This window comes from Nonlabens antarcticus (genome assembly GCF_015356755.1).
GTDB classification, from domain to species: Bacteria; Bacteroidota; Bacteroidia; order Flavobacteriales; family Flavobacteriaceae; genus Nonlabens; species Nonlabens antarcticus.
Genome location: NZ_JADFCO010000065.1, coordinates 202,312 through 224,031 on the forward strand (window position 1 = coordinate 202,312; position 21,720 = coordinate 224,031).

Consider the following 21,720-nt stretch of genomic DNA (forward strand, 5'->3'; position numbering starts at 1 on the left):
TCAAAATGAATGCGCGGTGTTGTATTTCACTTTCTAGTTGAAAGGGTTGAGTTGAAAAATATTCAATGATAATTGAAAATGAGAGCTAATCTATACCTCATCAAAATTAACCTTCACTTTTGCACTTGTTGGGCTAGCCTGACAGGTTAAGGTCAAACCATCAGAAACCTCATCATCTGTGAGAATGGCATTTTTGCGCATTTTGACATCGCCTTCCTCAATAAATCCTACACAAGAACTGCAAATACCACCTTGACAAGAATAGGGCGCATCGATGTCATTTTTGAGCATGACGTCTAGCATGGTTTCATCCCGACGCATGGTAAAGCTATGTTGCTCGTCATCTAGAATTACAGTTATCTCTGATAAATGACTGTCTTCTGTGATTTCTACCTCGCTATCTGCGGTGGTAAAAAGCTCGAATTTGATATTTTCTGCAGTAAGTAATTTCTTTTCGATCAAGTTATCCTTGACCATGTGGATCATTTCTTCAGGACCGCAGAGATATGCTTTTGCGAAACCTGACTGTCGTTCCTTGGCAGGCAGAGCGAACTCATCACAGTCTTGTTTCAAGAAAAAATTCAGATTTGATTTTGTAATCCTTCCAAATAACGCATCCTGACGCTCTTCCCTGCTGAAACAATATTTTAGGATCAATCGATCTTCATATTGATCTTTCAAATCATTGAGTTGCTCTAGATAAATAGTCTGGCTTTCTGTTTGATTGCCATAAAGCAATGCCACTCTATTTTCAGAATTGCTGTTCAACGCGGTTTTCAAAATAGACATCATGGGAGTTATTCCACTACCCGCAGCTATCAATAGGAAATTCCCTGTTTCAGTTTTCTCATGGACAAAAAGTCCGTCTGGTGGTGCTACTTCTAGCACATCACCCACTCGCAATTTCATGGCATAGTTTGAAAACACGCCTTTATCTACAGCCTTTACCACTACTTTCAAAGCATCGTCTGATGGAGCGCTGCTTATGGAATAAGCCCTGCGCAGGTCAGTGCCATCCACAGTGGCCTTTAACGTTAAATATTGTCCTGCAGTGAATGAAAAAGCTTCATTAAGATCTTCTGGGATCTCAAAGACAATTTCCACAGCTCGTGGTGTAACTTTAGTGACTTGTTTTATGGAAAGGGAATGAAAGATCATGCGTCATTTAATTGGGTTGCAAAAGTAAGAAACAGACCTATAGTTGTAACATTTTTAATTTTATCTTCACTAATTGGTCATCTAACCAAATCATTATGTTCAAACTTTTTGCAAATCTCGAATGGAAAAGCTTTGTCAGGTCTGCAGCCTTTAAGCAAAATCTATTTTTAAAGATTATTATTGGCTTTTTTGCGATCGTCTTTTTATTAGAATTTGCTGGTGCCGGAGCAGTAAGTTTTTACATTATTGAAGGATTGATTGAGGATGGAAAGATTACCGCTACAAATCCATTTGAAGTAGTAAACAAATTTCTCATTTACTGGTTTGTTATCGACTTAATTTTTAGATACTTCATGCAAAAAATGCCTGTATCTAACATAAAACCTTTGCTCTACCTTCCTTTTACTAAGGGTAAAATTGTAAAATATGCTTTAGGAAAAACGGTCGTCTCTTTTTTCAATATCCTGCCGGCCTTCTTTTTTATTCCGTTTACCGTCGTTTTACTTATTGAAGGTTATGACCCCATAGGTGTAATAAGCTGGCACATTGCCATGCTATCAATCACCTTACTTCTCAACTTCTTAAACGTATTTCTCAATAATCTCAATAAGGTATTTTATCCAGTACTGGCTATTCTAGTAGCTCTAGGGGTTTCTCAATACTATGGTTATTTTGATGTTACTGCCTACACGGGTCCTGCTTTTGAATTTTTCTATAACCAGCCGTGGAGTTTTATCATCCCCTTAGCACTTGCTTATGTGACGTACAAATATTCCTATACTTACTTTATAAAGGAACTCTATCTAGATGCAGGTTTACAAGCTAAACATGAGGTAGCCAAAACAGAAAACCTAGAATTCCTGGATCGTTTTGGTAAAATTTCTACATATTTAAAGAATGACATAAAACTTATCAAGCGCAACAAGCGTGCGAGAACTACCTTCATAATGGGTTTCTTTTTCATTTTTTACGGGCTGTTTTTTACCGCTGGAATATATGGCGGGTCCGATTTTGGGAAAGTGTTTGCCGCTTTGTTTTGTACTGGTGGTTTTCTATTCAGTTTTGGAGGACTGGTACCATCTTGGGACAGCAGTTATTATAAATTAATGATGTCTCAAAACATTCCCTACCGGGAGTTTTTGTTGAGCAAGTGGTGGTTGATGGCCGTTGTGACTGCGATCAGCACATTACTTAGTTGCTTCTACGTTTATTTTGGAATTGAATGGCTGTGGGCGATACTTGCCGGTGGTGTTTATAACATAGGCCTCAATGGAACGGTAACTCTACTGGGAGGTGCTTTTGTAAAAACCCCTATTGATTTGACCAGCAATAAAAAAGCTTTCGGTGATAGTAAGGCATTTAATATAAAGACGCTATTGCTCACCATTCCTAAAATGGTGCTGCCTGTACTGATCTATTACGCTTTTGCACTTACCATAAGCGATGCCGCAGGGTTTATCGCCATTGCGGTTACTGGATTGCTGGGGTTACTCTTCCGCGATAGGATGTTTACGCTTATTGAAAACATTTATAAAAACGAGAAATACGACACGATTGCTGCTTATGCACAAAAAGATTGATGTCCCTATTACTCACGTTAGTTCGCTTTCGCGAAAGCGAGCTATCATCAAAATCACTACAACCCATTAAATTTTAAGAAATGATCGACATACAAAATCTCTCTAAAAAATATAACGACACCACCGTTCTTGATATCGAGAGCCTGCAAATTCCAAAGGGTCAATCCGTTGGGCTGGTCGGGAATAATGGTGCTGGGAAAACAACTCTGTTTTCGCTATTTTTAGATTTGATCCAGCCTACTACTGGGCATATTATTTCTAGCGACATACGGGTCGATGAAAGTGAGGACTGGAAACCATTTACCAGTGCTTTTGTGGATGAGAGTTTTCTAATAGGTTACCTGACTCCAGAGGAATATCTCTATTTCATAGGTGAGTTGCGAGGACAGACAAAAGAAGATATTGATGCGCTCATGGTCAAGCATGCCGATTTTTTTAACGGCGAGGCAATAGGTCAGAAAAAATACCTGCGCGACCTTTCAAAAGGGAACCAGAAGAAAGTAGGGATCATAGCCACATTAATAGGTGATCCTGAAGTAATTATCCTAGATGAGCCTTTTGCAAACCTAGATCCATCAACACAAATACGATTGAAAGCGATTATCAAAGAGCTTTCTCTTAATCCTAATGTTACCATGCTTATTTCCAGTCACGATCTAGCGCATGTTACTGAAGTAGCACAGCGGGTAGTTCTTTTAGAAAAAGGTAAAGTTGTCATGGATAAGGTGAAAGATGCGGGTACCTTTGCACAACTGGAACAATATTTCATGGGAATTAGTGAGTTACATGCGGTACCGGTTGAAGAGAACGCTGCACCTGTAATAATTGAAGAAGAATAAATATGTCCCCAAAAATTAAAGTATTTCTTATCTACGGTTTGAGTTTTTTGATTCTTTTCTCGATCGCCAGATTGATTATGGTTCAATTTTATCCAGAACCCACGCTTTGGTTGACATTTATTCCCTTGGCTTTCGGAATGATCCTGGCGCCTAAGCCACATATTGAGGAATCTGAGGAAGGTCGGGTTTATGGTCTTAAAAGTATATTTTTCAAAAAGATAATTTACATCTCATAATCACCTAATGTCTCTTAAACTAAAAATGTATCTCATTACTAGCCTGAGCTATTTGGGTATGTTTTTGATTTGCTGGACTATTACGTCCGCACTATTTACGGGTGAATATTCCGTATGGTCCACCTTTATTCCAGTGATGGTCGCCTACGTCCTGTCGCCTAAACCGCATGTTGTAGAGGCACAATCAGGAAATCAGTATGGAGTAAAAAGTATCTTTTCTAAGAAAATCATACGCTTAAAATAATCTGGAAAATCCGACAGGTTAAGGGTTGTAGTTAATTCCTTATTTTTGACCATAGTTACAATATCATGACCACCTAACAGTTATGATAGCTAGAAACCAGAGCTCGCTTGAAATACATTTCTTCCTATACGATTCTGATTACCTGCATATTGCTAGTTTTTGCTAGCTGCAGTCGTAAAAGTGATTCCTTTATATCGCGCAACCTTCATGCAATAGGCACAGAATATAATGTCCTATATAATGGAAATCTAGCTCTAGAAGCAGGCCTTGAAAACATTGAAGCAAATTATGGCGATAACTATTGGGACATTCTTCCTGTAGAACGTCTGGCTGTAAAGGACGAAATACGCATTAGCACTGATGATCAAACAGATCCCAACTTCAAACGCGCAGAGGAAAAGGCCGTAAAAGCGGTGCAGAAACACAGCATGCAAATTGATGGCGAGGAGGTGAACCCACAGATTGATGAAGCTTATATGCTCCTGGGAAAAGCAAGGTATTATGATCAGCGGTTTATTCCCGCTCTAGAAGCTTTCAATTACATCCTACAATTCATGCCAGAATCGGATAACATTCGGGTGGCAAAAATCTGGCGTGAGAAAACCAACATGCGTTTAGAAAGCAATGAGATCGCCATTGAAAATCTTCTAGACCTGATTACAAAAGACAGTCTTGATATCAATCGCGAAGAATTGATTCTTGCTAACGCCACGCTGGCACAAGCTTATTTAAACATTCAAAAGACCGATAGCGCCTTGATCTACATGAGTCGCGCTGCCCAAAAAACAAAAGACCGCTCCACAGAGGGGCGCTATAAATTTATCGCGGGCCAGCTTTTTGCCCGGGAAGGACAAAAAGTTAGCGCTATTGTCCACTTTGACCAGGTTATTGAACTCCATCGTAAAATACCGCGCAATTATTATATCAATGCTTTTATTGAAAAGATCAAGTTGCGAGACACCATTCAAGAAGGCGACGATGAGTTACTTGTCATCCTTGATAAACTGGAAGAGGATCGTGAAAACAGACCTTGGCTGGATCTGATTAATTATAGAAAAGCTATATATCTGGAGTCCGTGGATAGCGTGGATGGAGCGATTGCCTATTACAATAAATCCTTAAAAGCAGGTGATCAGGATTTATTCCTACAAGGAAATACTTATGATGCACTAGGTCGCATTAGTTTTGATGATGCTCGGTTTGAAACAGCTGGAAAGTATTTTGACAGTGCTTCCACAAAATATTTGAACAAGTCTAGAGAGCAGCGATCTGTTTTGAAAAAACGAGAAAACCTAGCTGACATTATTCTGTATGAAAACAACCGCCGCAGCGCTGACAGTATTTTATCTGTGATTGCTATGAGTGACGATCAACGGGCTAATTATTACAACGTTTACATCAATAAGCTTAAAGAACGTGAAGCACAACTAGCAGAACAAGCTGAAATTACAGAAGCAAATCTTGCCCAGCAAAAAACAGCTCTTTCGACCATTAAAACTAACAATAACCTTAATAACAATAGATTAGGACCACCAGGAGCGCCTGTTGATAATGCTGGTTTCTCTGGAGATGACAATGGCGCGGTGTTTTATTTCTACGTTCCCGCTACTGTAGCTCGTGGGAAATTACAATTCAGATCGGTTTGGGGTGGTCGCCCACTCGAGGATAACTGGAGGTTATCCAGCACTAGCTCTGGGCTAATTGATCAGGCTACAGAAAACCAGGTCACTGCTATTGAAAACAATGGAACGGCGCCAGAATATCTGGCATCCTATTACATTGATCAACTGCCACAAGGAGATATAGCCCTAGACAGCATTGCAGACTCCCGGGATTTTGCATATTATCAACTGGGCGTTCTTTACAAGGAGAAATTCAAGCGCAAGGATCTTGCTATCGATCGCTTTGAGACCTTGTTGACCTATGAGCCTGAGGAAAAGTTATTGTTACCTACTTTATATAACCTGTATTTAATGGGTCGCGATGGGAGTGATAACAATACCGCTTTCGCGAAAGCGGAACAATACAAATCCACCATCATATCAAAATATCCTAACACGAGATATGCGCAAATCTTGCAGAATCCCGAAAGTGCACTAGACAATACCGGCAGCCCAGAAGGAATTTACAATGGCATTTTTAAGGAATATGAGCAAGGAAATTATGCAACAGTCATCACACAAACCGAAGAGCAGATCATCAGATTCAACGGTGATCCCATTGTTCCAAAACTAGAGCTCTTAAAAACCTATGCCACTGGAAGGTTGTATGGTTTCAAGGCCTATAAAGAAGGTCTTGATTTTGTAGCATTTAATTATCCCAGTAGTGCAACCGGTCAAGAAGCCGCAATTCTAGCTGCCGAAGCTGAAAAATTGAGGATTCCAGAAACCTTTGTTCCAGAAGAGGGCCTAGACAGTTTCAAAATTTTATATCAAGTCGCAGCATCAGACACCACAACACAAGAGAAACTTGCTGCACAGTTAAAGCAAGGCCTGACTGCTGCTGGCGAACAGCTCACCTATTCCATAGACGTTTATTCACCTAAATTTTCATTGATAGTTATTCATGGTTTCAATAGCAAGGAGCGTTCTAAAGAAGTAGCAAACTATCTTGAAAAGTCTAAAAATAAAATTGGCTTACCAAAAATCTCTGTTTCTATCGCCACAGATAATTACAAAATCGTCCAGGTTTATAAAAGCCTAGACGATTATAAGAAACAGTCTCAATAAAAATCCAAGCATGAAATCAAATAAGAATACAGAAGTAATCGGGAATTCACAAAACCGTATTGCACAAGGAACAATAATTACTGGTGACATAGAAAGCGAGGCTGGTTTTAGAATAGATGGGGAAATCAAAGGCACGTTAAAAACAAAAGCTAAAGTTGTTATAGGAAAAGACGGGAAAATTGATGGAACTCTAGAATGCTCTAATGCAGATATAGAAGGTTCTTTCTCTGGCACATTGAAAGTAGACGGTTTGTTATCCCTAAAATCAACAGCGATTATAGAAGGTGAAGTTTCTACTCATAAACTATCTGTAGAGCCTGGAGCGACTTTCAACGCGTCCTGCAATATGAGTAGTAATGTGAAATCAATGAATAGTGGAAGTAAAGAGCAATCTGCTTAAAGAAGCTCACCTTTGTTCTACTCTATTGAATTTATTTGCAAAATATTCTAATATCAGTAGTGTGGAATTATCAGTGTGGAACAATAATCTTTGCTACCATTTTAACATTGAGACGATCCTAAAAATAAGAACGCGATACCATTCTTCAAACGTTAAAAGAGAATAGAATGTAATTCCTTAAACAACTTTTTAAGCCTCGTATATTTGCAGCTTAATTTTATCTCGTGAATTTTTACCTTAAAACCTTTCTTCTAGTTCTACTGCTTTCACTTGTTGCCTATGGTGTTCATTCCTGGCTCATTGTGGACCCAGCACTTTCTCTGGAAAAAACCTATATTTTTCTGGGAGTTGCCACTTTTATAACGGTTAGCGGTTTGAAATTTACACACAATTATGTTCCAGATAAATTGGGGTTCGGTTTTCTGGCATTGGTATTTGTAAAATGTGGAGCTGCTCTTCTCATATTTCCTGACCTATTGAATGAAGATCCTGCTTTAACACAGGCAGAAATGTTAGGGTTTCTCACTCCATATTTCATCTTCCTATTTATAGAAGTCACTATTGTTATTAAATGGCTCAATGATAATTGATTGAACCTTTTTTTATAACCAGTACTTGTAGGTTTATAGAGATCAAATAATCGAAATAAAGAACTGTTTTAAGATTGTTTTTTGTCATACATTTGCACCCGAATTAAAGGACCTAACTTTTTAAGGTGATTTTCATGTTTAGAGCTTACTTAAAAACAGCTTTTTTTGCTTTGTTACTCGCTGCTTCTTCTGGGATGCAGGCACAGGATGATCATCTATTAGATCATGATGTCCACGTTACTGATGCCGAAAATGACGGCAGAGTTAATACTAAGGACGAGATAGATTCCTATATCGAGCATCACTTAAAAGATGTTCACGACTTCCATTTATTTTCTTTTACAAATGATGCAAACGAACGCATTCATGTAGGATTCCCGTTGCCAGTCATTGTCTGGACTACAGAAGGATTGAAAACTTTTATGTCTTCTGAGTTTCACCATGATGATAGCGGTGAAGTCCTGGTTCAAAAAGGCGACGTGACACTTGCGAAGTACCATAGCAAGATCTATGAGATTGACAATGGTGCAAATGTTCTCAGTTTTGATGAAGAGCTTCATCCCAACAATGCCTATAAAGTACTAGACTTTTCCATTACAAAATCCGTTTTCGGATTGTTGCTTATAGGATTGTTGATGGTCTTTATGTTTGGAACACTAGCTAAACAATATAAGAAACGATCTATTCCTAAAGGATTCGGCCGTGCGTTGGAACCTTTGGTTTTATATGTAAGAGACGAGATGGCTCGCCCTAACATAGGAGTGGAGAAGTCTAAAAAGTTCATGCCTTACCTGTTAACGGTATTCTTCATGATCTGGATCGCAAACCTTTTAGGTTTAACTCCGTTAGGATTTAATATCACTGGACAAATTTCAATAACCGTTTGTCTTGCTTTATTTACATTCGTTATAGTACAGTTTAACGGAAACAAGGATTACTGGAAACACATTTTCTGGATGCCCGATGTTCCTATCCTTATGAAGATCTTCCTAATCCCTATTGAACTATTGGGAATCTTCACAAAACCATTTTCATTATTAGTGCGACTTTTTGCAAACATTACGGCAGGTCACGTGATAGTTATGGGTCTGGTTGCTTTGACAATTACACTTAAAGAACAGTTTGGTGTTGTAGGTTCCACTGGTTTGTCCCTATTCCTCACGCTATTCTTGATGGTCATAGAATTATTAGTAGCTTTTCTACAAGCCTTTATTTTCACATTGCTTTCTTCCCTTTTCATAGGAATGGCGGTTGCAGAGCATGATCACCCAGAACATACGGGTACGGGAGAAGAAGATGTAGATATAGTTAGAGAACGTTTTGTTTAATTTTTAAATCGATTGTTATGTACAATTTAATTGGAGCTGGTCTTATTGTAATAGGAGGTGGTCTCGGTCTTGGTCAAATAGGTGGAAAAGCGATGGAAGCTATCGCTCGTCAACCTGAAGCAGCTGGAAAAATCCAAACTGCGATGATTATCATCGGTGCACTTCTTGAAGGACTTGCATTTGGAGCGTTACTACTAGGAAAGTAGTAAATCCATTAAAACTAAGTCAAGCTTGTAACGGTTGGTTACAAGCTTGATTTTAATTAAAGATTAAAACATTTAGAACACCTTATTATGGAGGAATTAATCAACGACTTTTCGCCAGGCTTATTTGCCATGCAGGCAATTGTATTAATCATCTTGATTATCTTGTTAGGTAAATTTGCATGGAAACCTATATTAAGCGCTCTTGACGATCGTGAACAGGGTATTGCAGACGCACTTGCTGCTGCAGAAGATGCAAAGCTTGAAATGGCTAGACTGGAAGCATCAAATGAAGCTGCTGCTCAAGAAGCACGTGCACAACGCGATGTGATGATGAAAGACGCACGTGAGATCAAAGAGAAAATGATTTCTGATGCCACTATTCAAGCTCAAGAAAAAGCCGATACTATTATAGCTAACGCTCAAGAAGCTATACTAGCAGAGAAAAAAGCAGCTCTTGCCGATATTAAATCACAAGTGGCTAATCTTTCTGTAGAAATTGCAGAAAAGGTGACGCGCCAGCAGCTTTCTGAAAAGGATGCACAGCTTGCACTAATTGATAAAATGCTGGCAGAAGCCAACATCTAGAAGATATTTATGAAACTTTCAAGAGCAGCATCCCGATACGCCAAAGCCATTCTCGATCTAGCAATAGATAAGAAGGAAGCGGCTGCCGTGAATGAAGAAATGAAATCTGTCCTAACGACGGTTCATAAAAATACAGAGCTTCAGGATTTTCTAAAAAGTCCCGTAGTAAAGACAGAACAAAAACGTGGTGCATTGCGTCAGATATTCAAAGATGCTGGTGGAATTACCATGGGTGCCTTTGACTTGATCGTTGATAACCAGCGTGCAGATATATTAGGAGATATAGCAACTAAATATATCCTGCTTTTTGAAGAAATGAACAAGCGTGAGGTTGCCACGGTAACTACAGCGGTTGAAATTACTCCTGAGCTAGAAGCTAAGGTTTTGGCCAAAGCAAAAGAACTTGCTGGAACTGAAGTAACTTTAGAAAAGAAAATCGATCCTAGTATTGTGGGTGGGTTTATTCTAAGAGTAGGCGATAAAGAAATTAATGCAAGTGTCCACAATACATTAGGTGAACTCAAAAGAGAGTTTGCCAGTAAATAGATAGTAAGAAATTTGAGTTCTTTTCGCTTTCGCGAAAGCGGTATTTTGGAAATTGCAATATTAAAATTAAGAAAATAAATAAAAGTTTTGTCCTGCTTAGTTTGTCCGAGCATAGACGATTAAAAAGTATAAATAGAACAACATGGCAGAAGTAAATCCAGCAGAAGTATCTGCAATACTTAAGCAACAATTATCAGGTTTTGACGCTACAGCATCCCTTGATGAAGTAGGAACAGTGCTTACCGTAGGTGATGGTATCGCACGTGTTTATGGTCTTTCAAACGCACAGTATGGAGAACTAGTTTCTTTTGCAAGCGGGATGGAAGGCATCGTTTTGAACCTTGAAGAAGACAATGTAGGTGTGGTACTTTTAGGCCCCTCTGTTGAAATCAAAGAAGGTGACACGGTAAAGCGTACAGAGCGTATTGCTTCCCTTAAAGTAGGTGAAGGAATTGTAGGTCGTGTAGTAAACACACTGGGTTTACCTATCGATGGTAAAGGACCTATAGAGGGCGATCTTTATGAAATGCCTCTAGAGCGTAAGGCACCTGGAGTTATCTATCGTGAGCCTGTAACTGAGCCTATGCAGACTGGTATCAAAGCGATTGACGCAATGATTCCCGTAGGTCGTGGCCAGCGTGAATTGGTTATCGGTGACCGTCAGACTGGAAAGTCAACAGTTTGTATCGATACAATCATCAACCAGAAAGAATTTTACGATGCTGGCGAGCCAGTTTATTGTATTTATGTTGCGATAGGTCAAAAGGCTTCTACTGTTGCATTGATTGCTAACGTACTTGAAGAAGCAGGCGCGCTTGCTTATACTACTATCGTTGCTGCAAATGCATCAGATCCTGCACCTATGCAGGTATATGCACCATTTGCTGGAGCAGCTATTGGCGAGTACTTCCGTGATACAGGTCGTCCTGCACTGATTGTTTTTGATGATTTGTCAAAACAAGCAGTTGCATATCGTGAGGTTTCCCTGTTGCTACGTCGTCCTCCAGGGCGTGAAGCATATCCAGGTGACGTTTTCTTCCTTCACTCAAGGTTGTTAGAACGCGCGGCTAAAGTTATCAATGATGACGCGATCGCGGCAACGATGAATGACCTGCCAGAAAGTTTGAAACCCATCGTTAAAGGTGGTGGATCGCTAACGGCACTTCCTATTATTGAAACTCAGGCTGGTGATGTATCTGCTTATATCCCAACGAACGTAATTTCTATTACAGACGGTCAGATTTTCCTAGATGGTGACTTGTTCAACGCAGGTGTTCGTCCAGCGATAAATGTGGGAATTTCAGTTTCTCGTGTGGGTGGTAACGCACAGATCAAATCGATGAAAAAAGTTGCGGGTACTTTAAAGCTGGATCAAGCGGCTTTCCGTGAATTGGAAGCTTTCGCGAAATTTGGTTCAGATCTAGATGCTGCTACACTAAGCGTTATTGAAAAAGGAAAAAGAAACGTAGAGATCTTAAAGCAAGCTCAAAACAGCCCTTATCCTGTAGAAAACCAAATTGCAATTATCTATGCAGGTTCTAAAAACCTTCTTAGAAACGTGCCGGTAGATAAAGTAAAAGAATTTGAAAGAGACTATCTAGAACTCCTTAATGCTAAGCATAGAGAAACTTTAGATTTATTGAAAGCTGGTAAATTGACTGATGAAGTTATTGATACGTTGACTTCAGTAGCGAAAGATTTATCTTCCCGTTATTAATTCAATATTAAATAACAGCTTCAAACTCATAACTCTGAACTAGAGAAAATGGCAAATCTTAAGGAAATACGAAATAGGATTACATCAGTATCTTCAACGATGCAGATCACATCTGCTATGAAAATGGTGAGTGCGGCAAAGTTGAAGAAGGCACAAGATGCCATTACTGCAATGCGTCCCTATTCTGATAAGCTGACTGAGCTGCTGCAAACTTTAAGTGCTTCCATGGCGGAAGATGCAACAAGCAAGTATGCAGAGCAGCGAGAGGTTGAAAGAGCTCTAGTGGTTGCTATTACTTCAAACCGTGGTCTTGCTGGTGCATTCAACTCAAATATTATTAAAGAGTTGATTCGTTTGAACCAAGAAGATTTGAAAGGAGCTGCGGTTTCCTACATGACGATCGGTAAAAAAGGAAATGATTTTGCTAAAAAGAGCGATAACGTTAAGGCAAACCACAGTGATTTGTTTGACGATATTTCCTTTGAGAAAGTATCTGTCATTGCAGAAGAGTTGATGGCATTATTCGTTGCTGGCGAATTTGATAAAATTGTAATTGTATACAATAGTTTCAAAAATGCTGCTACACAGCAAGTGATGAGCGAGGAATTCCTTCCATTGAAGCCTCTGGCTCAATTAGAAGGAGAAGCACCAGCAAACGCTACAGAATACATTTATGAGCCTTCAAAAGAAGAGATCATAGCGGAGTTGATTCCTAAGTCTTTAAAAATGCAACTCTACAAGGGAGTTCGCGATTCATGGGCCAGTGAACACGGCGCACGTATGACAGCTATGCACAAGGCAACAGACAATGCAACTGAACTTAGAGATCAATTAAAATTGACCTATAACAAAGCACGTCAAGCTTCTATCACGAACGAAATTTTAGAAATCGTTGGTGGTGCAGAGGCTCTGAATAATTAAATTCCTGCGCTGTACGTATCTCTTTGATACTTCAAAACTGCAGTTCATTTACAAACATTTTAATATTAACCTCTTAGGAAACTAGGAGGTTTATTTGTGCGATGCATTTAAAGTTCGAATTTGATTGAGGAGACTGGGTAGAAAACAAAACTATTCATTGCTTTATTTGCAAAGAATAAGCCTCTTAATCGATGCATACGACGTCCTTTATTGTTTAAAAATTATGTTGAAAAGAACTGAGCCGGTAAAACACCATGAGGATTTCACTGAATAAACCGTAACAATTTACGAGTTGGTTATCTAAAGGATAAACGATAATTATCCAACTCATGAAAACAATATCTAAAATTCTATTTACAATCTTTATCGCTTGTACTGCGATTTCAAATGCTCAGAACAACCCTATTGAAGTAACCGTTACTGGCGACGGTGCTCCCATCATTCTACTTTCTGGCTTTGCCACCAATGGTAACGAAGTCTGGCAAACCACCGTTGACGAGCTATCAAAAACTCACAAATGTCACGTGATTAATTACGCCGGATTTGCCGGAATGAAGCCCATTGAATTCCCATGGTTACCGAAAGTATTGACCAATATAGAAGATTATATCAAAGAAAAACAATTAAAGAAACCGGTGATTATTGGTCATAGTCTAGGCGGTACTTTGGGGATAAAACTCGCTTCAAATCCAGACCTCAACATTTCTAGATTGCTTATTGTCGATGCCCTTCCAGCCACTGGTGCTTTACTCTTTCCAGATTTCAAACCTGAAACCTTGCAATATGAAAGCCCCTATAATCAGCAAATGCTAGGTATGGATGAAGCCGCCTTTGCCCAGATGGCAATGGGAATGGCTGCAGGAATGACAAGCAATACCATTGGGCAGGAACAAATCATCAAATGGATGAAAACTACAGATCGTAAGACCTTTGTATATGCCTATACAGATTACCTTAAGTTTGATATGCGTGAGGGTTTGAAACAAATCAACATTCCGGTAACGATTTTAGGGGCTGGAAAACCATACGGTGAAGAAATGGCCAAAGCAAACTATACCAAACAATATCAAAATCTATCAGATTACAATCTTGTGATGAACGCAGACAGCGCCCATTTTATCATGATGGATCAACCCAAATGGTTTATGGAACAACTCAACCTGTTTCTCAAATAGACGGCTGTGAACGAAAAAGAATTTACAGGTCTCTACAATCAGCTTTATCCCAAGGTGTACCGGCTTTGTTTAGGATACGTGACTGGCGATGAACCCACCGCTAGAGATTTGTCTCAACAGACTTTCATTAAAGTATGGAACCATCGCCATTCTTTTAAAGGAGATTCTCAAATCAGTACGTGGATTTATAGAATAGCGGTAAACTGTTGTCTGGGTCATTTGAAAAAAAAACATCCAATAAAATTTGAAATTGATCCAAAAACTACAGATGCCCCTAACGATGACGAACCACGTAACAGCAAAAACATCCAGCAATTGTATCGCTGTATCGACCAGCTCAAACCATTGAACAAAATCGTAATCCTGCTAGAACTGGAACAGATTCCACAAGAAGAAATTGCCTCAACTTTAGGCTACTCACATGGCTCAATAAGAACCCGATTGTCCCGAATACGAGAAGCCCTTTTTAAATGTATGACACATGGAAAATAAATTTTTAGATGCGATATGGCAAGAGCAGTCAGCGGCGATCCCGCCGTTTGGGTCTCAGGAGATTATTAAAAAAGCAATTGCACAGCGGCTTAATCAAAAAATAGGAATGGCGGTGATGTGTATTACAGTAGGAATTTTGATTCTATATGCCATCTGGCAGTTTCCTGATGAAATCAATATGTTCATAGTGGGAATTTTTATAATGATAGCGTCGTTAACCATCAGGATTGCGATTGAATATTATTCGAAGCTGCGCAAAATATCCGGTTTGTTAAAAATGGACGGCAAACAGTATTTAGCATACCTCAAATCCTATTATCGATGGAGGAAACGCATCCATTTTGTAATCACACCGGTTTGTTTTAGTGGTTATCTATATGGCCTGTGGGAACTGTTCCCATATTTCAAAGCAGAATTTTCTGATGGTTTTTACACCTACTTAATCATTAGTGCGAGTGTATCACTAACCGTTATTGCCGTGATCATTATCAATCAGATACGTAAGGAGTTAGTATTTGAGAAATCTCTAATAGATGCAAAACCTCGATAAGACTAGATTAATACTAAATAATTATGACGCAAGTGTTTCCTAATTTAGATAAAGTCCGCTTTCGCAAAAGCGAACAGAGCTTTATTGATTTTTAAAACAAGGGACGCACTTTATTTCCTAAAAAATAAGAACCTAACGCTAAAAGTAAAGCCGTCAAAGCAGTCCATTGATCACCATCTGCTATTGTTAAATGTGCGGTGAACGCAAGTAAAATGTTAAACACAAAACCTGCGTAGGCCCATTCCACAAGCGATCTATTATTCCTAATTAAAATAACTGCCGCACCTAAAATTTTTAACGCCGCAAGCGGATACATCAACCAGGTAGGAAAACCTAGTTTGATAAATTCAGAAGAAAACTCATCATAATTTACAAAGTACATCGCAGCAGTAACAACCATCATCGCACAAAAAAGTACGGTGACAATCCAATAGGTGTATTTCATGAATATTAGTCTAAAGTGCAGTGTATGTTCCGTATAAAGTTAGGGCTGGGTCTACACTAAAATTAAAGCATATGTGCTTATTGATATTTACGCTCGATCAATTCTAGGAATCGGTTTTCATAACTTTCCTTCCCTTCCCAGTTGTTATAATCTGGTTTAACCATGGATTGGATTAAATTCTGAGCTTCTTGATAGGAACTGATAGTATTCAATTGTGACATCACACGATTGAAATCTTGATTGCTACCATTGAATAAATGTTTTACAAACCCCATGCGGTCGTTCATTCCTATTTTCATTCCATCGTTCAATCTAGAGTTTAAAGATTTAGGACGGTCTGATTCCTGACTGGTGGATTTGCGTTCAAAAATAGGCATCTGCTGAAAATCTGCCGTAAGCTGTTGCAAATCCGTTTTTTGATGTGTTTTCATCGCTTGAGGCTCTGAATTAGCTTCTGGCTTTGACTTTGTTTCAGGTTCTGAATCCATTTCTGATTTTGTATGCGCAGTCGCATCGGGCACTTCCGCAGGCTCATCTGGCATTTCAAAAACCATTTTATTAATCGTAGATATTCCTGGAAGGTCTATTTCTTCCCGATCATCTTCTTCAGGAACAACAAGATCATTCAAGCTATTAGTGGTAAATGAATCGCGGTATCTATTGGGTAGTTTTTTACGTGTGTTTTCAGATTCTTCCCTACTGTTCTCCAGTGCTTCTAAAGCTTCATCAGGCATTTCAATGACCATTTTATGGATAGTAGAAATTCCTGGTAATTCCATTTCTTCCCTATTGTCCTTCTCTTCAGGAACAAAAAGCTCACTCAGATCATTACTAGAAAATGCCTCACGAACTTCTTCTTGAGCATCTTCCATAACCTTTCCTACATCTTTAGAAACAGATTGAACATCTTTCTGAGCATCTGTAAACGCTTGATCAAGTTTTGATTCTATCTCCTGTTTTTCAGTAGTAGGTTTTACATCAGAAAAATAATTCTCTGTATAAACTAGGACAGTTAGCTTTTCATAAAGTTCTTTAGCAATTGCTTGCAGTTCAAGGATGTTTTCCTCTTCCTTAATTCGTAGTATGCGATGGGCGAGACTTGTGAGGTCTTCAACAATTTTCTTTTTCATAATGGTTCTATATGCCGCGCGTTTCTTTGTATTTTTGGAATAATTGCAGGAGCAAAGCGGCATCCCGCAAGAGGTTGTAAAATACAAAATGTTTCTAGAAAATACGGTGAATCATGAAGAGCAATTCGGCTGGATCGAGGTGATTTGTGGTTCCATGTTTTCAGGCAAGACAGAAGAGTTGATACGCAGGCTTAAACGTGCGCAGTTTGCAAATCAAAAAGTCGAGATCTTCAAACCTTCCATCGATAACAGGTACGACGAGGAGAAAGTTGTTTCCCACGATTCTAATGAAATTCACTCCACACCAGTTCCTGCAGCTGCAAATATCCCCTTGCTAGCCACTGGTTGTCAGGTGGTAGGAATTGATGAGGCCCAGTTTTTTGATGATGAAATCGTTACCGTTTGTAACAATCTTGCAAATCGTGGTATACGCGTTATTGTCGCTGGACTCGATATGGATTTTAAGGGCAACCCATTCGGCCCCATGCCAGCATTAATGGCAACAGCAGAATATGTTACTAAAGTTCACGCGGTGTGCACCCGCACAGGAAATCTTGCGCAATACAGCTATCGCAAGACCAGCAATGAAAATGTGGTTATGCTGGGAGAGCAACAGGAATATGAACCTTTAAGTCGTGGCGCCTATTATAAAGCGATGCTAGCGGGTAAAGTAAAAGAAATTCCAGTCACAGACGCACAGGAATTGAACGATAAAACAGGATAACATTATGGCATTTCAAGGCACCAGACTAGAAGTAGATCTAGATGCACTCGCTCATAATTTTCAATTTCTCAAGTCCAGAATCCCAGATGACACGCTATTTATGAGCGTTGTAAAGGCAAATGCCTATGGACACGGTGCCGTTACAGTAGCTCAAAAACTTCAGAAATTAGAAACGGATTATTTTGCGGTTGCTTATGTTGAAGAGGCTGTAGAATTGAGGAATGCCGGAATTGTCAAGCCTATTTTAACCCTGCACCCTCAAATTCATACGTTGGAGATATGCATCGACCGTTGCATAGAACCAGTGATTTATAGTATGGAGATGCTGGAAAAATTTTCCGCTTTCGCGAAAGCGAAATCCCAACAGTCCTACCCCATCCATCTAGAATTCAACACGGGAATGAACCGTTTGGGAATTGACCCTTTAGAAATACCGAAAGCACTAGAACTCGTCCATAAAAATCCTGCCATAAAGGTCATAGGACTTCAGTCACACCTTGCGGCTAGTGAAGATCTAGATGAAAAAGAGTTCACTCTAAGCCAAATTAAAAAATTCAACGATATCTGCAATCGCATAGAGAAAGAGTTGGGGTACAAATGCCTGCGCCACACTGACAACACCAGCGGGATCTTAAATTATGACAGCGGCCATTATAATATGGTACGCTCTGGAATAGGTCTTTACGGCTATGGCAATGATAAAAACCATGACGTTAACCTGAAACCTATAGCTTCCCTAATTTCAAATATCTCACAAATAAGCCACGTGAAAAAAGGGGAAAGCATTAGCTACAACCGAAGTTACAAAGCAGAAAAAGACACAACCTATGCCGTGATTGCACTGGGACACGGCGATGGAATCAATAGGATTTACGGTTATGGAAAAGCAAGCGTTCATATACATGGAAAAGCAGCGCCCACTTTAGGAATCATTTGTATGGATATGTTTATGGTCGATGTCACTGACATACCTAGCAAAGTAGGCGATGAAGTGATCGTTTTCAATCTGCAGTATCCCGCTAGTAATATAGCAGAACATGCGGGAACCATATCTTATGAACTTCTCACTGGAATTCAAAGACGGGTTCCAAGAATCTACTTGAATCGATAAATAATTGGATTTTAAGTACTTAATTGGTATTCATTAAAGTTATGAGACCTATACTTCTTATTACAACTACAATACTTTAAATTTCGCCAACCTAACTAACTAACACATAAATTATGCTTAAAGAATTTAAGAAGTTTATTTTGACTGGGAATGTCATTGATCTTGCCGTTGCGGTTTTACTTGCAGGAGCAACTGCTCTCGTTGTAAATGGATTTGTAAAATTGATCATGATGCCTATCGTAGGTCATTTCACTGGAGGAGTTGATTTTTCAGATTTAAAGATAGTACTGGATCAAGCTGTTCTAGCAGCAGACGGAACGATTGAAGTTGCAGAAAATGCGATACTCTATGGAGAATGGATCAATACGATTATCAATCTTATTATTGTAGGTTTTGTACTCTTTATGATTGTAAGAGCCTATAACAAAGCCAAGAAAAAAGAAGAAGCTGCACCAGCTGCTCCAGCAGGACCTACTAAGGAAGAAGCATTACTCATGGAAATACGGGATGCGATAAAAGCTAAGAATTAATTCTAGCCAAGTTTACAAATCACAAACCGTTTCTTTTCAGAAACGGTTTTTTTATTTTAAATACACATTCCATATATAGATCAATCACTGGCACTTAAATTTGCCAGATAAACTTTACCTCATGAAAATAGCTGTTGTAGGCGTTACCGGAATGGTAGGCCAGGTTATACTTAAAGTTCTGGAAGAACGCAACCTAAAAATTACAGAATTGATTCCCGTAGCATCTGAGAAATCAGTAGGAACTGAAATTATTTTTAAGGGTAAACCCTATAAAGTAGTGAGCATGGAACAAGCTATTGCAATAAAGCCCGCTATCGCTTTATTTTCTGCTGGTGGTAATGTTAGTCTAGCAAATGCCCCAAAATTTGCGGCAGCAGGAACTACCGTTATCGATAATTCCAGCGCATGGAGAATGGATGCGGACAAACCGCTTACCGTGCCAGAAATAAATGCAGACCAATTGACTTCCAGCGATAAAATCATTGCAAACCCTAATTGCTCCACGATCCAGCTCGTTATGGCTCTTGCACCATTGCATAAGAAATACGGAATCAAACGTTTGGTAATCTCCACATATCAATCCATTACAGGAACTGGCGTTAAAGCCGTGCAACAGTTAGAAAATGAATACTCTGATTCTAAAGGAGAAATGGCCTATCCATACCAGATTCATAGAAATGCCATTCCTCACTGCGACGTCTTTGAAGAAAACGGTTACACTAAAGAAGAACTGAAATTAATTAGAGAGACTCAAAAGATTCTTGATGATAAAACAATTGCCGTTACCGCAACAGCAGTACGTATTCCAGTTGTAGGAGGTCATTCTGAGTCTGTAAACATCGAGTTCCACAAAGATTTTACAGAGACAGAAGTACGTTTGTTACTAGCAAACACGCCAGGTGTTACAGTACAAGACAACCCAGATGTCAATCTTTATCCTATGCCGCTTATAGCCCAAGGAAAGGATGATGTATTTGTAGGCCGCATACGTAGAGATCATTCTGCAGAAAACGCATTGAATATGTGGATCGTTGCAGACAACCTGAGAAAAGGTGCTGCAACTAACGCGGTACAGATAGCTGAGTATTTAATCGAAAATAAGCTGGTAAATGCTCAATAATGGGTGATGCGCGAGGAAAAGAGCTAACTTTAATCATTATCAAAAAACAATCCTATGCGTTCACTTTTACTTTCTTTTTTTTTAATTGCTTTCTGTCTATCAGCTCAAGCACAATTCTGGAATGAGTATTCTACTGGTTTTCCTACACCTTCCACCGGTATTTCAAGATTTGATATCGTGGATGAAAATGTGGTTTGGGGTATAGGATATAACGGTATCAATCCCAGTAATAACATTCAGCAATTCTCTAAATCTTCTGACGGTGGGTTAACATGGACTAATGGCAATTTTACATTAGGTGATGTAGGTCTAGGAATAGGTGATATTACTGCAATAGATGATCAAATAGCATTTATAGCTGTACATGCGAGAAGCGAGAGTCAAACAGGAGGCGTCTGGAAAACGGAAGATGGTGGTTCCATCTGGACAAAGGTGACTCAAACTGAATTTACGGCAGCAGCGAGTTTCCCTAATGTCATTCAATTTTACGATAATGGCGATGGAGTTGTCATAGGTGACCCTGTAAATGGGAAATGGGAAATTTATCGATCCGCAGATTTTGGAAGCACCTTCACAGAATTAAATCCAGCAAATATTCGAGCTCCGTTAGATAATGAAACAGGTTACCTGGCAAAAAAACATGTTGTGGACAATTCCATTTGGTTTACAACTAGTAAAGGAAGAATCTTTCATTCTATTGACCGTGGAGTAAATTGGAACGTTTACCCCTCACCTATCAGTGATTTTGGAGGTGCAGATACCTTTGGCGATCTTAGTTTTTCAGATACAAACAAGGGGGTTTTACAGACTAATGCAGGCGTGGTTTACTCAACAGTTAACGCAGGTGTCACCTGGAATCAAATTACCACCAGCGGTTCTGGCAGCCCTTACGGCGATAATATAGCCTACATTCCAGGGACCAGTTCCATAGTAAGTGTGGGTTCTGATCCTGCAGCTGCAGGAAGTTCCTACTCTCTAGATGATGGTGTTTCCTGGACTAACATAGACTCTGAACAACATGTTGATGTTGCGTTTTTTAATCTAACGACCGGCTTTAGCGGTGGTTTTACAGTGACATCTGATGACAGTGGTGTTTTCAAATACTCGTCTAATATTCTTACTGAGAATGATATCGCTTTCGCGAAAGCGATATCATTCTACCCTAATCCTACTAAAAATCTAATTAATATCTCTGGGTACGATTCTATAATGAATCTGGAATTGATTAATTTAAGCGGTCAAACGGTAAAAGTTCTCGAACCTATGGAAAAAGTTTCCCTAGAAGGTGTGCAAAGTGGCATGTATCTTTTGAAAATAACAACAAATCAAGGAACGGAAACGCTCCCCATCATAAAAGAGTAATT

24 protein-coding genes are annotated in these 21,720 nt (G+C 39.3%); 21 read left to right on the forward strand and 3 right to left on the reverse strand.

Annotation, left to right across the window (positions count from 1 at the left end; translation table 11 throughout):
* Positions 1-90: 90 nt before the first annotated feature.
* Complete coding sequence (locus IQ282_RS09020; protein ID WP_194851535.1) at positions 91-1,158, reverse strand: ferredoxin--NADP reductase; 1,068 nt, start codon at positions 1,156-1,158, stop codon at positions 91-93.
* 95 nt (positions 1,159-1,253) lie between these two features.
* Between IQ282_RS09020 and IQ282_RS09025 the strand changes: the two genes are divergently transcribed.
* From IQ282_RS09025 to IQ282_RS09100, 16 genes are all read left to right on the forward strand, one after another.
* Positions 1,254-2,738: a DUF5687 family protein gene (locus IQ282_RS09025; RefSeq protein WP_194851536.1), complete on the forward strand. Its 1,485-nt coding sequence runs from the start codon at positions 1,254-1,256 to the stop codon at positions 2,736-2,738.
* Between the two features lie 80 nt (positions 2,739-2,818).
* The gene (locus tag IQ282_RS09030) at positions 2,819-3,577 is read left to right on the forward strand and encodes an ABC transporter ATP-binding protein (protein WP_194851537.1); all 759 of its coding nucleotides are present in this window, start codon (positions 2,819-2,821) and stop codon (positions 3,575-3,577) included.
* A gap of 2 nt (positions 3,578-3,579) precedes the next feature.
* The gene (locus IQ282_RS09035) at positions 3,580-3,813 is read left to right on the forward strand and encodes a hypothetical protein (protein WP_194851538.1); all 234 of its coding nucleotides are present in this window, start codon (positions 3,580-3,582) and stop codon (positions 3,811-3,813) included.
* 7 nt (positions 3,814-3,820) lie between these two features.
* Positions 3,821-4,057, forward strand: a complete 237-nt coding sequence (locus IQ282_RS09040) for a hypothetical protein (RefSeq protein ID WP_194851539.1) — start codon at positions 3,821-3,823, stop codon at positions 4,055-4,057.
* A 107-nt stretch (positions 4,058-4,164) separates the two neighbouring features.
* A complete protein-coding gene (gene porW, locus IQ282_RS09045) occupies positions 4,165-6,786 on the forward strand; it encodes a type IX secretion system periplasmic lipoprotein PorW/SprE (RefSeq protein ID WP_228547280.1) in 2,622 nt (873 codons plus the stop codon).
* A gap of 10 nt (positions 6,787-6,796) precedes the next feature.
* Positions 6,797-7,186, forward strand: a complete 390-nt coding sequence (locus IQ282_RS09050) for a bactofilin family protein (RefSeq protein WP_194851540.1) — start codon at positions 6,797-6,799, stop codon at positions 7,184-7,186.
* Between the two features lie 224 nt (positions 7,187-7,410).
* A complete protein-coding gene (locus tag IQ282_RS09055; RefSeq protein WP_194851541.1) occupies positions 7,411-7,776 on the forward strand; it encodes a DUF6168 family protein in 366 nt (121 codons plus the stop codon).
* A gap of 134 nt (positions 7,777-7,910) precedes the next feature.
* Positions 7,911-9,104: a F0F1 ATP synthase subunit A gene (gene atpB / locus IQ282_RS09060; RefSeq protein ID WP_194851542.1), complete on the forward strand. Its 1,194-nt coding sequence runs from the start codon at positions 7,911-7,913 to the stop codon at positions 9,102-9,104.
* A 17-nt stretch (positions 9,105-9,121) separates the two neighbouring features.
* A complete protein-coding gene (atpE, locus tag IQ282_RS09065; RefSeq protein ID WP_194851543.1) occupies positions 9,122-9,310 on the forward strand; it encodes an ATP synthase F0 subunit C in 189 nt (62 codons plus the stop codon).
* An 87-nt stretch (positions 9,311-9,397) separates the two neighbouring features.
* Entirely contained in the window at positions 9,398-9,895 is a 498-nt protein-coding gene (locus IQ282_RS09070; protein ID WP_194851544.1) for a F0F1 ATP synthase subunit B, read from the forward strand.
* Between the two features lie 9 nt (positions 9,896-9,904).
* A complete protein-coding gene (atpH, locus tag IQ282_RS09075; protein WP_194851545.1) occupies positions 9,905-10,441 on the forward strand; it encodes an ATP synthase F1 subunit delta in 537 nt (178 codons plus the stop codon).
* Positions 10,442-10,583: 142 nt separating this feature from the next.
* Positions 10,584-12,158 (forward strand): F0F1 ATP synthase subunit alpha, encoded by a 1,575-nt coding sequence (gene atpA / locus IQ282_RS09080; RefSeq protein WP_194851546.1) that lies wholly within the window; start codon positions 10,584-10,586, stop codon positions 12,156-12,158.
* Positions 12,159-12,206: 48 nt separating this feature from the next.
* On the forward strand, positions 12,207-13,079 hold the full coding sequence (gene atpG / locus IQ282_RS09085) for an ATP synthase F1 subunit gamma (RefSeq protein ID WP_194851547.1): 873 nt from the start codon (positions 12,207-12,209) through the stop codon (positions 13,077-13,079).
* A 329-nt stretch (positions 13,080-13,408) separates the two neighbouring features.
* Complete coding sequence (locus IQ282_RS09090; RefSeq protein ID WP_194851548.1) at positions 13,409-14,254, forward strand: alpha/beta fold hydrolase; 846 nt, start codon at positions 13,409-13,411, stop codon at positions 14,252-14,254.
* A gap of 6 nt (positions 14,255-14,260) precedes the next feature.
* The gene (locus tag IQ282_RS09095; RefSeq protein ID WP_194851549.1) at positions 14,261-14,746 is read left to right on the forward strand and encodes an RNA polymerase sigma factor; all 486 of its coding nucleotides are present in this window, start codon (positions 14,261-14,263) and stop codon (positions 14,744-14,746) included.
* Positions 14,736-15,296, forward strand: a complete 561-nt coding sequence (locus IQ282_RS09100; protein ID WP_194851550.1) for a hypothetical protein — start codon at positions 14,736-14,738, stop codon at positions 15,294-15,296. Before IQ282_RS09095 ends, IQ282_RS09100 begins: the two co-directional genes overlap by 11 nt.
* A 91-nt stretch (positions 15,297-15,387) precedes the next feature.
* Here the strand turns inward: IQ282_RS09100 and IQ282_RS09105 are convergent, their stop codons facing one another.
* The gene (locus IQ282_RS09105) at positions 15,388-15,741 is read right to left on the reverse strand and encodes a DoxX family protein (RefSeq protein WP_194851551.1); all 354 of its coding nucleotides are present in this window, start codon (positions 15,739-15,741) and stop codon (positions 15,388-15,390) included.
* A gap of 77 nt (positions 15,742-15,818) precedes the next feature.
* Positions 15,819-16,871 carry a hypothetical protein gene (locus IQ282_RS09110; RefSeq protein ID WP_194851552.1) on the reverse strand — a complete coding sequence of 351 codons (1,053 nt, stop codon included), beginning with the start codon at positions 16,869-16,871 and terminating at the stop codon, positions 15,819-15,821.
* Positions 16,872-16,959: 88 nt separating this feature from the next.
* On the opposite strand from IQ282_RS09110, the gene IQ282_RS09115 reads away from it, so the two are divergent.
* The 5 genes from IQ282_RS09115 (at position 16,960) to IQ282_RS09135 (ending at position 21,718) form a co-directional block, all read left to right on the forward strand.
* A complete protein-coding gene (locus IQ282_RS09115) occupies positions 16,960-17,595 on the forward strand; it encodes a thymidine kinase (protein ID WP_194851939.1) in 636 nt (211 codons plus the stop codon).
* 4 nt (positions 17,596-17,599) lie between these two features.
* Positions 17,600-18,706, forward strand: coding sequence for an alanine racemase (gene alr, locus IQ282_RS09120; protein ID WP_194851553.1), 1,107 nt, complete (start codon positions 17,600-17,602; stop codon positions 18,704-18,706).
* 113 nt (positions 18,707-18,819) lie between these two features.
* Positions 18,820-19,236, forward strand: a complete 417-nt coding sequence (gene mscL / locus IQ282_RS09125; protein ID WP_194851554.1) for a large conductance mechanosensitive channel protein MscL — start codon at positions 18,820-18,822, stop codon at positions 19,234-19,236.
* 121 nt (positions 19,237-19,357) lie between these two features.
* Complete coding sequence (locus tag IQ282_RS09130) at positions 19,358-20,356, forward strand: aspartate-semialdehyde dehydrogenase (RefSeq protein WP_194851555.1); 999 nt, start codon at positions 19,358-19,360, stop codon at positions 20,354-20,356.
* 54 nt (positions 20,357-20,410) lie between these two features.
* Complete coding sequence (locus tag IQ282_RS09135) at positions 20,411-21,718, forward strand: T9SS type A sorting domain-containing protein (protein ID WP_194851556.1); 1,308 nt, start codon at positions 20,411-20,413, stop codon at positions 21,716-21,718.
* Positions 21,719-21,720 lie beyond the last annotated feature (2 nt).

Excerpts from the sequence above, each read along its gene's own strand:
- IQ282_RS09090 (WP_194851548.1), top strand. The coding sequence starts at position 13,409 with ATGAAAACAATATCTAAAATTCTATTTACAATCTTTATCGCTTGTACT.
- IQ282_RS09110 (WP_194851552.1), bottom strand. The coding sequence starts at position 16,871 with ATGAAAAAGAAAATTGTTGAAGACCTCACAAGTCTCGCCCATCGCATA.
- IQ282_RS09130 (WP_194851555.1), top strand. The coding sequence starts at position 19,358 with ATGAAAATAGCTGTTGTAGGCGTTACCGGAATGGTAGGCCAGGTTATA.
- IQ282_RS09025 (WP_194851536.1), top strand. The coding sequence starts at position 1,254 with ATGTTCAAACTTTTTGCAAATCTCGAATGGAAAAGCTTTGTCAGGTCT.
- IQ282_RS09040 (WP_194851539.1), top strand. The coding sequence starts at position 3,821 with ATGTCTCTTAAACTAAAAATGTATCTCATTACTAGCCTGAGCTATTTG.
- IQ282_RS09050 (WP_194851540.1), top strand. The coding sequence starts at position 6,797 with ATGAAATCAAATAAGAATACAGAAGTAATCGGGAATTCACAAAACCGT.
- IQ282_RS09105 (WP_194851551.1), bottom strand. The coding sequence starts at position 15,741 with ATGAAATACACCTATTGGATTGTCACCGTACTTTTTTGTGCGATGATG.
- IQ282_RS09035 (WP_194851538.1), top strand. The coding sequence starts at position 3,580 with ATGTCCCCAAAAATTAAAGTATTTCTTATCTACGGTTTGAGTTTTTTG.
- IQ282_RS09070 (WP_194851544.1), top strand. The coding sequence starts at position 9,398 with ATGGAGGAATTAATCAACGACTTTTCGCCAGGCTTATTTGCCATGCAG.
- IQ282_RS09030 (WP_194851537.1), top strand. The coding sequence starts at position 2,819 with ATGATCGACATACAAAATCTCTCTAAAAAATATAACGACACCACCGTT.
- IQ282_RS09135 (WP_194851556.1), top strand. The coding sequence starts at position 20,411 with ATGCGTTCACTTTTACTTTCTTTTTTTTTAATTGCTTTCTGTCTATCA.
- atpA (WP_194851546.1), top strand. The coding sequence starts at position 10,584 with ATGGCAGAAGTAAATCCAGCAGAAGTATCTGCAATACTTAAGCAACAA.
- IQ282_RS09115 (WP_194851939.1), top strand. The coding sequence starts at position 16,960 with ATGTTTCTAGAAAATACGGTGAATCATGAAGAGCAATTCGGCTGGATC.
- atpH (WP_194851545.1), top strand. The coding sequence starts at position 9,905 with ATGAAACTTTCAAGAGCAGCATCCCGATACGCCAAAGCCATTCTCGAT.
- atpG (WP_194851547.1), top strand. The coding sequence starts at position 12,207 with ATGGCAAATCTTAAGGAAATACGAAATAGGATTACATCAGTATCTTCA.
- mscL (WP_194851554.1), top strand. The coding sequence starts at position 18,820 with ATGCTTAAAGAATTTAAGAAGTTTATTTTGACTGGGAATGTCATTGAT.
- IQ282_RS09100 (WP_194851550.1), top strand. The coding sequence starts at position 14,736 with ATGGAAAATAAATTTTTAGATGCGATATGGCAAGAGCAGTCAGCGGCG.
- atpE (WP_194851543.1), top strand. The coding sequence starts at position 9,122 with ATGTACAATTTAATTGGAGCTGGTCTTATTGTAATAGGAGGTGGTCTC.
- IQ282_RS09020 (WP_194851535.1), bottom strand. The coding sequence starts at position 1,158 with ATGATCTTTCATTCCCTTTCCATAAAACAAGTCACTAAAGTTACACCA.
- alr (WP_194851553.1), top strand. The coding sequence starts at position 17,600 with ATGGCATTTCAAGGCACCAGACTAGAAGTAGATCTAGATGCACTCGCT.
- atpB (WP_194851542.1), top strand. The coding sequence starts at position 7,911 with ATGTTTAGAGCTTACTTAAAAACAGCTTTTTTTGCTTTGTTACTCGCT.